General features: G+C 72.7%; 12 protein-coding genes. 7 read left to right on the top strand and 5 right to left on the bottom strand.

Annotated features, from left to right (window positions below):
• Positions 1 to 70: 70 nt before the first annotated feature.
• The 5 genes from F6A08_RS08045 (at position 71) to F6A08_RS08025 (ending at position 6,422) form a co-directional block, all read left to right on the top strand.
• A complete protein-coding gene (locus tag F6A08_RS08045) occupies positions 71 to 1,081 on the top strand; it encodes an alpha/beta hydrolase (protein WP_225855786.1) in 1,011 nt (336 codons plus the stop codon).
• Positions 1,078 to 2,103, top strand: coding sequence for an alpha/beta hydrolase (locus F6A08_RS08040; protein WP_151459192.1), 1,026 nt, complete (start codon positions 1,078 to 1,080; stop codon positions 2,101 to 2,103). Before F6A08_RS08045 ends, F6A08_RS08040 begins: the two co-directional genes overlap by 4 nt.
• 80 nt (positions 2,104 to 2,183) lie before the next feature.
• Complete coding sequence (locus F6A08_RS08035; RefSeq protein WP_225855785.1) at positions 2,184 to 3,482, top strand: MFS transporter; 1,299 nt, start codon at positions 2,184 to 2,186, stop codon at positions 3,480 to 3,482.
• Between the two features lie 89 nt (positions 3,483 to 3,571).
• Positions 3,572 to 5,164, top strand: a complete 1,593-nt coding sequence (locus F6A08_RS08030; RefSeq protein WP_192576723.1) for a CocE/NonD family hydrolase — start codon at positions 3,572 to 3,574, stop codon at positions 5,162 to 5,164.
• Positions 5,165 to 5,168: 4 nt separating this feature from the next.
• On the top strand, positions 5,169 to 6,422 hold the full coding sequence (locus F6A08_RS08025) for an APC family permease (protein WP_151459189.1): 1,254 nt from the start codon (positions 5,169 to 5,171) through the stop codon (positions 6,420 to 6,422).
• On the opposite strand, the gene F6A08_RS08020 is transcribed toward F6A08_RS08025, so the two are convergent.
• Positions 6,398 to 7,192: an AraC family transcriptional regulator gene (locus F6A08_RS08020; protein WP_151459188.1), complete on the bottom strand. Its 795-nt coding sequence runs from the start codon at positions 7,190 to 7,192 to the stop codon at positions 6,398 to 6,400. The genes F6A08_RS08025 and F6A08_RS08020 overlap by 25 nt on opposite strands.
• 87 nt (positions 7,193 to 7,279) lie before the next feature.
• Between F6A08_RS08020 and F6A08_RS08015 the strand changes: the two genes are divergently transcribed.
• On the top strand, positions 7,280 to 7,807 hold the full coding sequence (locus F6A08_RS08015; RefSeq protein WP_017203967.1) for a VOC family protein: 528 nt from the start codon (positions 7,280 to 7,282) through the stop codon (positions 7,805 to 7,807).
• Here F6A08_RS08015 and F6A08_RS08010 read toward each other — a convergent pair.
• The 4 genes from F6A08_RS08010 to F6A08_RS07995 all read right to left on the bottom strand — a co-directional run bounded on the left by F6A08_RS08010 (position 7,776) and on the right by F6A08_RS07995 (position 11,977).
• The gene (locus F6A08_RS08010) at positions 7,776 to 8,582 is read right to left on the bottom strand and encodes an SGNH/GDSL hydrolase family protein (RefSeq protein WP_151459187.1); all 807 of its coding nucleotides are present in this window, start codon (positions 8,580 to 8,582) and stop codon (positions 7,776 to 7,778) included. The two genes, F6A08_RS08015 and F6A08_RS08010, sit on opposite strands and share 32 nt — an antisense overlap.
• A gap of 203 nt (positions 8,583 to 8,785) precedes the next feature.
• Complete coding sequence (hisS, locus tag F6A08_RS08005) at positions 8,786 to 10,033, bottom strand: histidine--tRNA ligase (RefSeq protein ID WP_225855832.1); 1,248 nt, start codon at positions 10,031 to 10,033, stop codon at positions 8,786 to 8,788.
• A gap of 70 nt (positions 10,034 to 10,103) precedes the next feature.
• Positions 10,104 to 10,772, bottom strand: a complete 669-nt coding sequence (locus tag F6A08_RS08000; protein ID WP_017203970.1) for a nucleoside triphosphate pyrophosphohydrolase — start codon at positions 10,770 to 10,772, stop codon at positions 10,104 to 10,106.
• A 38-nt stretch (positions 10,773 to 10,810) separates the two neighbouring features.
• On the bottom strand, positions 10,811 to 11,977 hold the full coding sequence (locus F6A08_RS07995) for a Na+/H+ antiporter NhaA (RefSeq protein ID WP_017203971.1): 1,167 nt from the start codon (positions 11,975 to 11,977) through the stop codon (positions 10,811 to 10,813).
• Between the two features lie 120 nt (positions 11,978 to 12,097).
• Between F6A08_RS07995 and F6A08_RS07990 the strand changes: the two genes are divergently transcribed.
• Complete coding sequence (locus F6A08_RS07990; protein WP_151459186.1) at positions 12,098 to 14,887, top strand: phosphoenolpyruvate carboxylase; 2,790 nt, start codon at positions 12,098 to 12,100, stop codon at positions 14,885 to 14,887.
• Positions 14,888 to 15,009 lie beyond the last annotated feature (122 nt).

Raw genomic sequence — 15,009 nt, 5'->3', positions numbered from 1 at the left:
CCCGCCTCCTGCTTCATCGAAGTTCTTCGATTGCTCAGACTAGTGCGGAACTCGTCGAAGGAGATGCCGGATGCACGCACATCGATCCCGATTCCGTCGTCCCGCGCTGGACAGCGCGGTGGCCGCCCTCGAGCAGCGCGTCGCGCCGCTGCTCGCCCCGGAGCCCGCCGACCCCGCAGGACGACGGCGTGTGGCGGCGGCGAACGACGTCGCGGTGAGCGCCGCGCTCGGCATCGCCCCGCCGCGCACCGCGGCCGAGGAGCACATCGTGCCGGTCGACGGCCACCCTGATGTGCGCGTCCGCGTGTACTGGCCCGGCGAGGAGCGCACCCCTCCCGGTGCGGGGCTGCCCGTGCTGGTGTACTTCTACGGCGGTGGATTCACGATCGCCGGGATCGACTGGGTCTCCTGGGACGCGCGACTGCGGACCCGCGCTCGCGACGCCGGGATCGTGATCGTCGCTGCGGACTACGCGCACGCGCCGGAGCAGCGCTTCCCCACGCAGCCGGAGCAGTGCTGGTCCGCATTCGAATGGACGCACGCGCATGCGGCGGAGCTGGGCGCATCCCGCGACCGCATCGCCGTCGGCGGCTCCTCGTCGGGAGGCGATCTGGCCGCTGCCGTGACTCTGATGAACCGCGACCGCTCCGCGCACCCGATCGCCTTCCAACTGCTGGAGAACCCGGCCCTCGACCTCACCATGGGCCACGTCGACATGGCCGGCATCGACGCGCGGATGCCCGGCGTCATCGTGCGCGCGGCCGGACGGAACCTGGTGCGGCAGTACCTCGGAGACGACGCGGCGATCGCGCGCCGGCCGTACGCATCGCCTCTGCGCGCCGCATCGCACGCGGGACTCCCGCCGACCCTGATCCTCACGTCGGAGCTGGACCCGCTGCGCGGAGACGGTGAGGCCTACGCACGAGCGCTCTCGGCAGCCGGCGTCCCCGTCACCGCGCTCCGCTTCGTCGGACAGACCCACGGCTCCCTCGGCTCGACCGGCTTCGTCCCCGCCGCGGATGTCGCGCACCGGCTCATCGTGGCGCAGCTGCGCACCCTGTACGAGGAGGCGGCGGCATGACCGTCCCTCTCGAGGACCTGCCGCCGCTGAGCCCCGCGATCCTGGAGTGGCTGCAGCGCGCCGCGGAGATCTCCGCCGCTCTTCCCGGTCTCCGATCCGAGGAGCCGACCGAGCGGCGCCGGGCGGAGCGCGAGCTGAGCGATCTCCTCGCGGCCGAGTTCACCGATCCGGCGCCGACCGGGGTGGAGATCAGCGATCGGGAGGTCGACGGCGCGTCCGGCCCCTGCCGCGCTCGCGTGTTCCGCACCGGAGGAGCGGTCGGGCCGCAGCCGACCCTGTTGTGGCTGCACGGCGGAGGCTGGACGGGCGGCACGATCGACGAGCTTCTCAACGACCGCATCTGCGCCGACCGGACACTCCGCTCGGGAGTGCAGATCATCGCGCTGGAATACCGGCTCGCCCCCGAGCACCCCTTCCCCGCACCGGTCGACGACGCCGTCGCCGCCCTGGCGGACCTGCGCCGCCGCGCCGACGACCTCGGGATCGACGCCGAGCGCCTGGGCGTCGGCGGCAACTCCGCGGGAGCGACCGTCGCGGCGACGACGGCGCTGCGCGAGCGCGATGCCGGACGACGCCTGCACCACCAGGCCCTCGAGGTGCTGCCGGCGGCTCTCCGCCTGGTGGGAGCGTCGGGGCATCGGCATCGCGCCGCGTCGGGCATGCAGGGCGCAGAGAGACTCGCCGACCTCTATCGCGCCGGTGCCCCGCTCTCCGCCGCCTCCCCGCTGGACGCGGCGGACCACCGCGGACTCGCTCCCGCACTGATCCTCGCGGCGGAGTTCGACCCCCTCCGCGACGGGGCGATCGCCTACGCTCGCGTGCTGCGGGAGGCGGGAGTGCCCGTCCGGCTGCACGTCGGACCCGGGCACGTGCACGGCTCCCCCGGGCTCACCGCCCGCTGGCAGGGAGCACGGGACTGGCAGGCGGTCTTCGCCGACGAGCTCGCGATCGCCTACCGCACCAGGAGCGGAGACGATGCCTCGCGTCGCCCCGCCACGACCGCCGCCGCCACGGACGCCTGACCACCGCACCCGCCCGAAGACCGCACCCGTCCGACGACCGCACTGCCATGCCCGCACCCGACCGAGACCAGGAGACGATGATGTCCACCCACGCCGTAGATCCCGTGTTCCCCTCCCTCCCCGCACCTCCGCTCACCGCGGACGCCATCCCCGGCCAGCGGCAGACGCGGTGGTTCTGGGTGACGTTCGTCCTCGCCTGGCTCGGCTCCGGCATCGCCCAGGGCGTCGCCAGTGTGGCCATCCCGCAGCTCCTCAAGGAATGGGATCCCGATCAGGCGACCGGGAACCTCAGCATCATCCTCACCCTCGGCGGCGCTGCGATCCTCATCACGACACCGATCTTCGGGCGCCTCAGCGACCGCTCGATGTCCCGCCTCGGCATCCGCCGCCCGTGGATCCTCTCGGGATCGCTGATCGCCCTCGCCGGCTACGCGATCCAGGCGACCGCTGCGTCCCTGCCGGTGCTCGGGACCGGCACGATCCTCGTCCTGGTCGGGTGGGGTGCGGTGTCGATGACCGTGCACACGCTGTTCGCCGACCAGATCCGCCGCAGCATCCGGGCCATCATGTCGGCCGTCACGGGCGCCGCCACCGCCATCGGGATCCTCGGCGGTGTCGCGCTCGCGGGCGTCGTCGCCCCGACCGGCCAGCTGGGCATGTTCCTGATCCCCGGGGGACTGTCCGTCCTCCTCGCGATCAGCCTCTTCTTCGCGCTGAAGGACATCCGTCGCCGTCAGCCCGCGGAGCCGATGGACTGGCGCGGCGTGCTGGCCACGTTCTGGCTCAGCCCGCGGCGCTACCCGGACTTCGCGTGGGCGTGGATGTGCCGCTTCTTCATGACGGCATCCATTGTGTCCGTCACGAGCTACCTCTACCTCACGATCTCGGGCCGGTTCGGCATCGACGACCCCACCGAGATCGCCGGTGTGCAGACGCAGGCGACCGCCGCCTTCACGCTCATGAACCTCGTGATGGCGTTCGTCTTCGGCGTGATCTCGGACCGGACGGGACGCCGCAAGCCGAGCGTCGTGATCGGCGCGCTCGCGAGCGCCGGCGGGCTCGTCCTCGCGGTCTCCTTCGGAGACATCGCGTTCTTCCTCATCGGGATCGCGATCGTCGGAGCCGGGCAGGGCGCCTACATCGCGGCGGACGTGGCGCTGATGACCGAGTGCCTGCCGTCCGTCGAGGATGCGGGCAAAGACCTCGGCATCGTCGCCCTGGCCTACCTGCTCCCAGGGATCCTGGTGCCCGTTTTCGGTTTCTTCGCCACGCGCATAGGCTCGCCGACAGGTGAGAACTTCGCGGCCCTGTACATCGGCGCGGTCGTGATGGCCGTGATCGCCGCGTTCGCGGTCACCCGAGTGAAGGGCGTGCGATGACCGGGTCACCCCGCCTCCGCGGTGCGGCCCGCCGCGAGTACCGGCGCTTGGCGCGCGCCGCGGACATGCCACCGCGAACGCATCCGTCCGTGCACCGCACACGCGACATCCGCGTCCGCGCGAGCGACGGGACCGTGCTCCTGACGGACCACTGGCACGCGGACGGCGCCGGCGGGGACACCGTGCTGATCCGCACTCCGTACGGGCGCGACGGCATCGGCGGCGTCGCGCTCTTCCTGGCCGAGCGCGGTCATCACGTGGTGGTGCAGAGCTGTCGCGGCACCTTCGGCTCATCCGGAGCCTTCGACCCGCTGCACGACGAGGCCGCGGATGGACAGTCGACTCTGCGGTGGCTGCGCGCGCAGCCCTGGGCGACCGGACGCGTGCACTCCTGGGGCGGGAGCTACTTCGGCGTGACCCAGTGGGCGTACTGCGACGGCGACGACCGTCCGGATGCGATGGGCATCGCGATCTCGGCGCGCCGCTTCGACGACGCCATCCTGTATCCCGGCGGCGGGTTCTCGATCGACACCCCGCTCACCTGGGCGTACGCGCTGGACATCCAGGAGCGCGCGCTGCCGTCCCGGATCGGGGCGCTGGTGCGGGCGCGGTGGGCCCTGCGCCGCGGCGCTCTCGCCGTCCCTCCCGCTGACGCGGTGCGGGTCGCTCGCGGAGCGGATCCGCAGTTCTTCCGCGACTGGGTCGAACACAGCGATGCGGGCGACCCGTGGTGGCAGCCGATGCACTTCGCCCAGGATGTCGACACGATCCCCCCGGTCACCCTCGTCGCCGGGTGGCAGGACCTCTTCCTGGTCGGACAGCTCGCCGACCACGCGGCGCTCCACGAGGCCGGCCGCCCTGTCCGCCTGATCGTCGGCGACTGGGTGCACGGGGCGCCGGACATCACCGTGATCGGCGTGCGGGAGGCGCTGCGATCGTTCCCCGAGACCGCGCCGCCGACCGGCGCTCGCATCGAGGTCACCGGCGGCGGCGGGTGGCGAGACCTGGAGAGCTGGCCGCCGCCGCACACGCGCCTCAGCGCCGAGCTCACCGCCGACGGCCGCCTCGACCGCAGCGGCGACGCCCACCCCGCCGGCGCGCTCTCCTACCGATACGACCCGGGCGATCCGACACCGGACGCCGGCGGGCGCACCCTCAATCCGTTCTCGGCCGGCCGTCGCGTCCAGCGTCGGCGCGAGCAGCGCGCCGACGTGCTCGTCTTCACCGATGAGCCCCTCCGCGAGGATCTGCTGCTGATGGGGACGCCCGAGGTCGCGCTGGCCCTCACCTCGTCGAACCCGCGCGTCGACCTGTTCGTGCGGCTCTGCGAGGTGGATGCGAGGGGGGTCTCGCGCACCCTGACCGACGGCTATCGGCGGCTGTCGCCCGAGGTCTCGGAGGACGGGAGCGGGCGCATCCGGCTCGAGCTCGCCCCGCTCGCCCACCGTGTCGCCGCGGGATCCCGCCTGCGCGTGCAGGTGTCCTCCGGCGCGCACCCCCTGCACCTGCGGAACCCGGGGACGGAGGACCCGGTGCGCGACCACTCGCGCCTCATCCCGAGCGAGCAGACCCTGCGCCTGGGCGGAGACGCTCCCGCCCTGCTGACGCTGCCCGCGGTGACCACGACGCCGAGGCAGACGCCCTCCGCGTCACCCGCCGTTCACCGCGACGTGCCACGATGACGGGATGCCCCTCGCCCGCCGCCTGAGTCTCGTCGACGCCGTCGCGATCGGCCTCGGCTCCATGATCGGCGCCGGCGTCTTCGCCGTCTGGGCCCCCGCGATCGGCGTGGCCGGCAGCGGCGTCCTGATCGCGCTCGCGATCGCCGCCGTCGTCGCGTACTGCAATGCGACCTCGTCCGCTCAGCTCGCCGCGGTGCATCCGGTGGCCGGCGGCACGTACGCCTACGCCAGAGCCGAGATCGGCCCGTGGTGGGGCTTCGTCGCCGGATGGAGCTTCGTGATCGGAAAGATCGCGAGTTGCGCGGCCATGGCGATGACCTTCGCCGCCTACGCCGCGCCCGCCGGGTGGCAGGTGCCGGTCGCGGTCGCCGCGGTCGCCGCCCTCGCCGTGGTGAACTGCTTCGGCGTGACGCGCACCGCGCTGCTGACGCGCATCCTCGTCGTGTGCTCGCTCCTCGGACTCGCGGTGGCCGTCGGCTTCGGGCTCACGGCCGTTCCTGCCGGAGCGCCGCCTCTTCCGGACGCGACCGTCTACGGCGTGCTCCAGGGGGCAGGGCTGCTGTTCTTCGCTTTCGCCGGCTACGCCCGCATCGCCACCATGGGCGAGGAGGTGGTCGATCCCGCGCGCACCATCCCCCGGGCGATCGTGCTCGCCCTCGGCGGTGCGGTGGTCGTGTACGCCGTCGTCGGCACGGCCGTCGTGCTCGTGCTCGGAGCCGACGCCGTCGGATCCGCCGCGCCGCTCGTCGATCTGCTGGAGCGCGCGGGGTGGCCCCAGCTCGGTCCCCTCGTCCGGATCGCCGCCGCCACCGCGTCGCTGGGCGCCCTGCTGGCCCTGCTGACCGGTATCGGCCGGACGACCCTGGCGATGGCTAGGGAGAGCGACGTCCCCCGCTTCCTCGCGAAGGTGGATGCGCGCCACCAGGTGCCGCAGCGCGCCGAGATCGCGATCGCCGTCATCGTGATCGTCATCGTGCTCGCCGCCGACCTGCGCGGTGCGATCGGGTTCTCGTCGTTCGGCGTGCTCCTGTACTACCTGATCGCGAACGCCTCCGCCTTCCGGCAGACGGGGCCCGCGCGGCGCTACCCCCGCGCCCTGCAGGTGGTCGGCGCGCTCGGGTGCCTGGTGCTCGTGAGCACGCTCCCCGTCCTGGCCTCGCTGATCGGGATGGTCGTCGTGCTGGTCGGCGTCGGATATCGACTGCTGCGTCTGCGCCGGGCCCGCGCCGACGATCAGTCCGCCGCCTCCGAGCGGTAGACCCGCGGAGCCACGCCCAGCACGGCCCGGAAGTCGCGGGTCAGATGCGCGTGGTCCGCGTAGCCGAGCTCCGCGGCGAGCGAGGCGAGGTCCGTGCCCGGCTCCTCCCGCACGCGCCGCGCCGCCTCCTGCAGACGCCGTCTGCGGATCATCGCCGCGGGCGAGAGACCCACGTGACGATGCGTCATCCGCTGCAGTGTGCGCACCGATACGGCGAGTCGCGTCGCCGCCTCCTCCGGTGTGAGGGCGGCGTCATCGCCCATCAGCGCGTCCATCAGCGCATTCGCCTGACGCGACGAGTCGTCCACGGCACCCGCACGCGCGGCGAGCCAGCGGGCGAACTCCGCGACCGCACGCTCCCGATGGCCCTGCCCCGTGCCCATCGCCCCGACGACCCGCTCGCGGAGACCGGCGACGTCGCCGAACCGCTCGTCGAGGACGCGCTCGGCGTCGACCAGCGACGCGGGATCGTCGATCAGCGCCGCGACCGCTGCAGGACGCAGCAGCGCGCCCACGGCCCAGCCGCTCCCGCGCAGATCGCGATGGGACGCGCGCGTCGTCGCGCCGGACAGCGTCACGGCATGCGGGTCCACCACGAGGTTGAGCGCGGGAAAGGAGACCACCTCCTGGCGCGACGAACGACCGGGGGCGATGTCCCACTCCGGGATCCAGAACCACGCGACCAGCTCCGCGGCCTCCGCCGGCGGTGGCAGCCGGTGGAACTGCGGCAGGCGGGCGGGATACAGCACGCCGCCGGTCGGGTTCACCATGCGCCCAGCGTAGGCGCCGGGACGGACATGCGGAGCCTGTCGCGCAAGTTCAAGCGGCGGAGCCCGCGGGCCGCTTAGCGTGGCGGCATGACCCACGACACTCCCACGACCGGTGCGACCGGCACGTACACCACCGACGGACGCCCCAACGGCGCCACCTCCCTCACGCCCTTCCTGGCCATCCCGGATGCCAAGAGCGCGATCGCCTTCTACCGGGACGTGCTCGGCGCCCGCGTCGTCGACGTCACCGAGTTCGAGGGCGTCGTGGCGCACGCCGACCTCGACTTCGGGCTCGGTCTCCTCCAGCTCGGCGAGCCGAATCCGGAGTACCACCTGGTGCCCGCTCCCGGAGGCGACGACGACTGCTACTCGATGGGCCTGTACGTCTCGGACGTCGACGCCGTGGTCGAGAAGGCGGTCGCCGCGGGGGCCACCGTGCGCGAGGCTCCGGCACCGTTCGTCTCGGGCGACCGCTTCGCCAGCATCCGCGATCCGTTCGGCGTGCGGTGGTCGATCATGACCAGGGTCGAGGACATCTCCGAAGAGGAGAGCAGCCGCCGGGTGGCGGAGTGGGCGGCGTCGTTCAGCGCGGCTCCGGCGGACGACGCGAGCTGACAGCAGCCTCCGCCGCCCGGCACACGGCGGGAAGCAGGGCCTCGGCGGTGCGACGGTAGCCGAGCGCGCTCGGGTGGAAGCGGTCGAGGCTGAACATCGCCTCCGGCTCGTCGAAGAACATCGGCCCGACCGCGCGGCGCAGATCCACCGGCTCCGCCCCCGCGTGCCTGGCGGTCTCGGCCTGCACGTCCGCGAGCCGTCTGGACAGGCTGGAGGCGATCCGGCGCAGGGGCTGCGGCACCGCGCGCAGAGCGCCGAGGTCGGGACAGGTGCCGACCACGACCTCGGCGCCTCGCGCTCGCAGCCTGCGGATCGTCTCCTGCAGGTGCTGGGCCGACAGCGCCACGGGAAGCCGATGCGTCACGTCATTGCCGCCGACCACGATGACCGCCACGTCCGGCCGGCAGTCCGGCTCGAGGGCGGCGAGCTGGGCGGGGAGGTCGGGCGACTCGGAGCCGACGACCGCGAGGGTGCGCAGGCGGACGGGCCGCTGCAGTCGCCGCGCCGTCGCCTTGGCGAGTCTCCCGCCGAGGGTCTCCTTGCGGTGCTCGGCCCCGAGGCCGGCGGCGAGCGAGTCTCCGAGCAGCACCAGTTGCAGCGGTTCCCCCTCGAGGCGCGGTCGCCAGACCCGATCCGCATCCAGCGACCGCTCGCCCAGCGGCTTCCCGATCCGACGCCGGGCAAGGGCGGCCTGCTGCGTCAAGGCGAGGCGGAACACGGCGACAGCGACGCCGACGGCCGTCCCGACGGCGATCACGAGGCGGATGCGGCTCACATCCTCATCCCATCCCCCGCCCGTGAACTCCGGGTGAACGCCCGCCGCACCTCCCCGGCGGCCCTCCCCGGCGGCCCGACGCTCAGCCGCACACCTGTCGGACGGATGCAGGGATGTCGGACCGGAACACGGCATCCGGTCCGACAGCCGTCCTTCGGTCCGACATCCGTCCCGGGTTCGAAGGGCGGGTGACGGAGCCGGGGTCAGGAGAGGGGCTTGAGCTCCAGGTCGCCGCCGGCGGTGACGGTCGCGAAGGCGGTGTAGCCGTCGGCGGCGGAGCGCTCCAGCAGCGCCTTGAGGTTCTTGGTGCGCCGCTCCAGTCGCACGCGGGCGCCGTCCGCGATGAGTGCGGCCTTGTGGCGGATGAGCTCCGCGACAGGGACATCCGCGTCATGGATGAGCACGACCGCCTGCGCCGTGGCGTCGGCGGTCTCGGTCACGAGGTCGACGAGGCGCTCGAAGCCGAGGGAGAAGCCCACCGCGGGGACCTGCTGCCCGAGGAAACGGCCGATCATCCCGTCGTAGCGGCCGCCTCCGCCGAGCGAGTAGCCGACGGAGGGGTGCGCGAGCTCGAAGATCGTGCCCGTGTAGTAGCCCATGCCGCGCACGAGGAACGGGTCGAACACCAGCGGGATGTCGGACTGCCCGCGACCGACCGCGACGGCCTCGCCGATGCCGACCAGATGCTCGACGAGCTCGGCCGGAGCCCCCTCCGGCAGCGCCTTGCGGATCTGGCGTTCGCCGAACGGATGGTACTCCATCGTCTGCGGGCGACGGAGGAAGGCCTCGAACGCGTCGGCCGCCGCCGGGGACGCGCTCCGTTCGCGAAGCTCCGCCGCGACCCCCTCCGGTCCGATCTTGTCGAGCTTGTCGATCGTGATCAGCACGCCGGGGCGCTCGGCGTCGGTGAACCCGAAGCTGTCGAGCATCCAGTCCAGGATCCGGCGGTCGTTGATGCGGACGGTCGCGCCCTCGAGCCCGAGCGCGTCGACGGCGTCGAGCGAAGCCACCATCAGTTCGGCCTCGGCGCGCGCGGAGTCGTCGCCCATGATGTCGATGTCGCACTGCACGAACTGGCGGTAGCGGCCCTTCTGCGGGCGTTCGGCGCGCCACACCGGGCCGATCTGGATCGAGCGGAACACCGAGGGGAGCTGGCCGCGGTTGCTGGCATAGAACCGGGCGAGCGGGACGGTCAGGTCGTAGCGGAGCCCGAGGTCCGAGAGAGCGGCCGGGTCGTCGGCCGCCGCTCTGATCGCGTCGGCGTCGAGGCCGCGGCGCAGGATGTTGTAGGAGAGCTTCTCATTGTCGCCGCCGATCCCGGCATGCAGCCGGTCGTAGTCCTCGACGACCGGCGTCTCGATCTCGTCGAACCCGTGCGCCAGGTAGCGGTCGCGGATGACGGAGAGCACGCGCTCACGGCGGGCCTTGTCGGCGGGGAGGATGTCGCGCATGCCGCGCGGCGGGTTCACGGTAGCCACGGTTCCATCTTCCCAGGTCTGCCGACGCGGACGTGCCGACCGGTCAGGACGCGGCTTCCGCGGCCCGCACGTCGTCCTCGAGCGCGCGGAGCCGTTCACGCAGGGCGCGTTCGGCATCCCACCCCTCGGCGCGCGCGGTGGCCACGAGGGAGAGCAGCGCGTCACCGAGCTCGGCCTCGGATGCGGGAGCCGCAGCGGTGCTCGCGGGCGCGACCGTGACACCTGCCCCCGCCGCACGGCCGGTGAGCTTCTGGGCGCGGGCGAGGGCCGGCATCCCCGGCGGCACGCCGTCGAGGACACTGGTGCGCGTGCGCTTCTCCGCGGCCTTCGCGGCGTTCCAGTGCACCAGAACCTCCTCCGGCGTCTCCGCGACCTCGCCGGCGAACACGTGCGGGTGCCGACGCACCATCTTCTCGGTCAGGGTGCGGGCGACGTCGTCGATGTCGAACGGGTCGTCGGTGTCCTGCGCCGCGATCGCCGCGTGGAACAGCACCTGCCAGAGCAGGTCCCCCAGCTCCTCGCGGAGGTCGTCGCGCGTGCCGGTCTCGACCGCGTCGATCACCTCGTGCGACTCCTCGATCAGATACGGCACGAGGTCCCGGTGGGTGATGCGCTGCGACCAGACGCAGCGCTCCCTGACCGCGCGCATCGTCTCCGCCGCGGTGCGGAGCGGGTCCTCCGGAGCACCGGGGATCTCGGGCAGTGAGGTCATCGTTCCTCCTCGGATGGGTCCGGAGCCGGACGCCGCGCTCACGACGCCGCGGATGCGACCCGACGGTACCAGCGCGCCCGCAGCGACACGAAGACACCCGACACGGCGAGCGCGATCAGGGATCCGACGAGCACGCCCAGGATGGCCTGATCACGGATGCCCGCGTCAGCGGCGAAGGCGAGGTTGGCCAGCAGCAGCGACACCGTGAAGCCGATGCCGCCGAGCGCGCCGGCTGCGAGGATGTCGGCGAACGGCAGCGCGGGGTCGGCGCCGCGCGGGCGGATCCGCATCGCGAGCCAGCCGAACAGCGAGATGCCGATGACCTTGCCGACCGGCAGCGCGACGACGATGCCCCAGAACGCCGGTGACAGCTGGGTCGGCGAGACGGCGGGGATCACGACGAACGCCGCCACGAAGGCGAAGACCGGAAGGATCGCGCCGTTCACGGTGGGCTCGAGGGCGTGTCGGGTGCGACCGGCCGGCACGGGTGCCATCACCAGTCCCAGCATCACGCCGGCGATCGTGGCATGGATGCCGGAGGACGCGACGAGCGCCCACGTGACGATCCCCACGACGGCCATCGCGATCGCGATGAGCGGGTGCCCCTTCGCGTGCAGGAGCCGGCTGAGCGCCCAGAAGACGGCGACTCCGACGATCGCGAGGCCGAAGAAGAGCCACTGGACGTCATGGGCGAAGAGGACGGCGATGAAGATGATGCCGATGATGTCGTCGAGGATCGCCAGGGCGAGCAGGAACACCCGCACCCGAGACGGGAGCCCGCGGCCGAACATCGCCAGCACGCCGAGGGCGAAGGCGATGTCGGTGGCGGTCGGGATCGGCCAGCCCGAGACGGTCGCGCTGTCCCCCGCGATGAGCAGGTAGACCGCGATCGGCACCAGCACGCCGCCAGTCGCGGCGATGGCGGGCTGCACGGCCTTGCGCGGCGAGTCGAGCTCCCCGTGGGTGAGCTCATGGCGGAGCTCGATGGCGACCACGAGGAAGAAGACCGCGAGCAGACCGTCGGACACCCAGTGCGCGACGGACAGATCGAGGGACGTGCCGGGGACCGCGATGTGGAAGTCCAACAGGCCGGCGATCGCATCATGCGTCGGGAGGTTCGCGAACAGGAGGCCGAGACCGGCCGCGACGAGCAGGAGGACGGCGGGGAACTGCTGCCCGCGGAGCGGGTTCGGTGAGATGCGCATCCCCTCCATCGTAGGTCGCGCCGCGGCGGCCCACCCCGCCGTCGGTGCGGCCACGGGGTCGCATCGCCGTGTGTCGTCATGCGTGCAGGGCACCACTGCGACGAGGGATACTCTCGAGGGGTGACCCCCGCACACTCCTTCTCCGAGCCCACGAACACCGAGGCCATCCGCGTGATCGGCCGCTTCGAAGCCGGCCGCGGCATCCCCGATGCGATGCGCTCCGACGTCCGGATGCTGGGCGCGCTCCTCGGCCAGGTGCTGCGCGAAGCCGGCGGCGACGGACTCTTCGAAGACGTCGAGCGGCTCCGGCTGGCGACCATCCAGGCGTACGAGGACGAGTCCTCCGACGCGTTCGAGCGGGCCGCCGCCATCGCCGAGTCCTTCACGATCGCTCGCGCCGACGAGGTCGCCAGGGCCTTCACGTGCTACTTCCACCTCGTGAACCTCGCCGAGGAGCACCAGCGCGTGCGAGTGCTCCGCGAGCGCGCCGGGCAGTCCCCTTCGACGAGCTCAGGGACCCAGAACCAGGCGGGGTCCCCTTCGGCAAGCTCAGGGACCCAGAACCAGGCGGGGTCCCCTTCGACGAGCTCAGGGACCCAGAACCAGGCGGCGGACACCGTCGCCGGGGCGTACGCGCAGCTGCGCACCGAGGTGGGCGACGCGGAGGCTCGCCGACGCCTCGAGGGGCTCCGCTTCCACCCCGTCTTCACGGCCCACCCGACAGAGGCGCGACGGCGTGCGGTGTCGTCGAGCATCCGCCGCCTGTCCGAGTTGCTGACGCAGCACGACGCGGCGAGCGCGGGGGGTGCCGAGGAGCATCGTGCGCGCCGCCGGATGCTGGAGGAGATCGACACGCTGTGGCGCACGGCTCCGCTGCGCTCGCAGAAGCCCTCCCCGACGGACGAGGTCCGCACGGTGATGGGCGTGTTCGACGAGACCCTCTTCACCACCGTGCCGCACGTCTACCGTCGCATCGACGACGCGCTTCGCGGTGAGGAGTCCGGCGCCAGCGCCCCGGTCGTCCCCGCGTTCGTGCGGATCGGCTCGTGGGTCGGCGGCGACCGCGACGGCAACCCGTTCGTGACGGCATCGGTCACCCGCGAGGCCTCCCAGATCGCCGCGGACCACGTGCTGCGCGGTCTCGAGCGGGCCCTGGAGCGCATCGGCCGGACGCTCACCCTCGCCGCGGACGACACCCCGCCCAGTGCGGAGGTCACCGCGCTGTGGGATCGGTACGCCGCCGCGGAGCCCGAGCTCGCGGCCGAGCTCGCCACGCGCTCCCCCGATGAGCCCCACCGTCGCGTGCTGCTGACCTTGGCGCGGCGCGTCGCTGCCACCAGGCACGGCGATGGGGCGCAGGGTTACGCGCGCCCGGAGGAGCTGCTCGCGGACCTCCGCGCCGTGCAGGCGTCGCTCGCGGCCGCGGGGGCGAAGCGCCACGCCTTCGGCGGTGTGCAGCACCTCATCTGGCAGGTCGAGACCTACGGCTTCCACCTCACCGAGCTCGAGGTGCGTCAGCACTCCCAGGTGCACGCGAAGGCACTGGCCGAGCTCGATGCCGGCGAGGCCATCAGCGCGCAGACCGAAGAGGTGCTGGAGGTGTTCCGCGCCATCGCGGACATCCAGCGCGACCGCGGGCTGCGCGCAGCCGGGCGCTACGTCGTCTCCTTCACGCAGGCCGCCTCCGACCTCGCCAACGTGCACCGTCTCGCCCGCTACGCCCTCGGCGACGATGCCCCGGTGCTCGACGTGGTGCCGCTGTTCGAGACGTTCGCCGACCTGCAGGCGGCGCCCGGCATCCTCGCCGAGGTCGTCACATTCCCGCAGTTCCGCGAGCGCATGGCCGCGACCGGCAACCGCCTCGAGGTCATGCTGGGCTACTCCGACTCCTCGAAGGACGTCGGGCCCGTGGCCGCGAACCTGGCGCTGTACGAGGCGCAGGAGAAGATCGCCCGCTGGGCGCAGGAGTCGGGTATCGAGCTGACCCTGTTCCACGGCCGCGGCGGCGCCCTCGGCCGCGGCGGCGGTCCCGCGAACTCCGCGATCCTCGCCCAGCCGCCGCACTCGGTCGACGGCCGGTTCAAGCTCACCGAGCAGGGCGAGGTCATCTTCGCCCGCTACGGCGAGCCCGCCATCGCGATGCGGCACATCGACCAGGTCGCCGCGGCGACCCTGCTCGCCTCCTCGCCGTCGGTCGAGGAGCGCACCAGCCGCGCCGCCGAACGCTACGCCGAGGTGGCCGCGACCATGGACGCCGCCTCGCGGGAGCGCTTCTTCTCGCTCGTGAAGGCCGAGGGGTTCGCGTCGTGGTTCGCCACGGTCACGCCGATGGAGGAGATCGGTCTGCTCGCCCTCGGGTCCCGTCCTGCCCGGCGCGGACTGTCGGTGGAGTCGCTGGAGGACCTGCGGGCGATCCCGTGGGTGTTCGCCTGGACCCAGGCGCGCATCAACCTCGCCGGCTGGTTCGGGCTCGGCTCGGCGCTGGACGCGGTCGGCGACGCGGACATGCTCTCCGAGGCCTATCGCGAGTGGCCGCTGCTGCGCACCATGATCGACAACGTCGCGATGAGCCTCGCGAAGACCGACGAGCGCATCGCCCGCCAGTACCTCGCCCTCGGCGACCGCGACGATCTCGCTCAGCTCGTGCTCGACGAACTCGCCATCACCCGGCGCTGGGTGATCCGTCTCACGGGAGGCGAGGGCCTGCTGGAGAACAAGCCGATCCTGCAGCGCGCCGTGCAGCTGCGCAGCCCCTACGTCGACGCCCTCTCCCTCCTGCAGCTGCGTGCCCTGCGCGCCCTGCGATCGGCTCCCGAGGGTCCCACCGGATCCGGTGCCGACGCGGAGCAGCAGCGCCTGCTCCTGCTCTCCGTCAGCGGCGTCGCCGCCGGCCTGCAGAACACCGGATGATCGGGAGCCGGCCGGAGGGAAATCGCCCCCTCCGGTCCCCGCTAGAGTGAAAACTCCGCCGATCCGGCGCAGCCTCACGCGACACGATCGCCCGCACCACCATCCCCCACCCCAGAAAGCTC

The sequence above is a fragment of the Microbacterium algeriense genome, assembly GCF_008868005.1.
GTDB classification, from domain to species: domain Bacteria; phylum Actinomycetota; class Actinomycetes; order Actinomycetales; family Microbacteriaceae; genus Microbacterium; species Microbacterium algeriense.
Note: the sequence above shows the minus strand (reverse complement) of the source record. Positions and strands in the feature narration are given on the sequence as shown.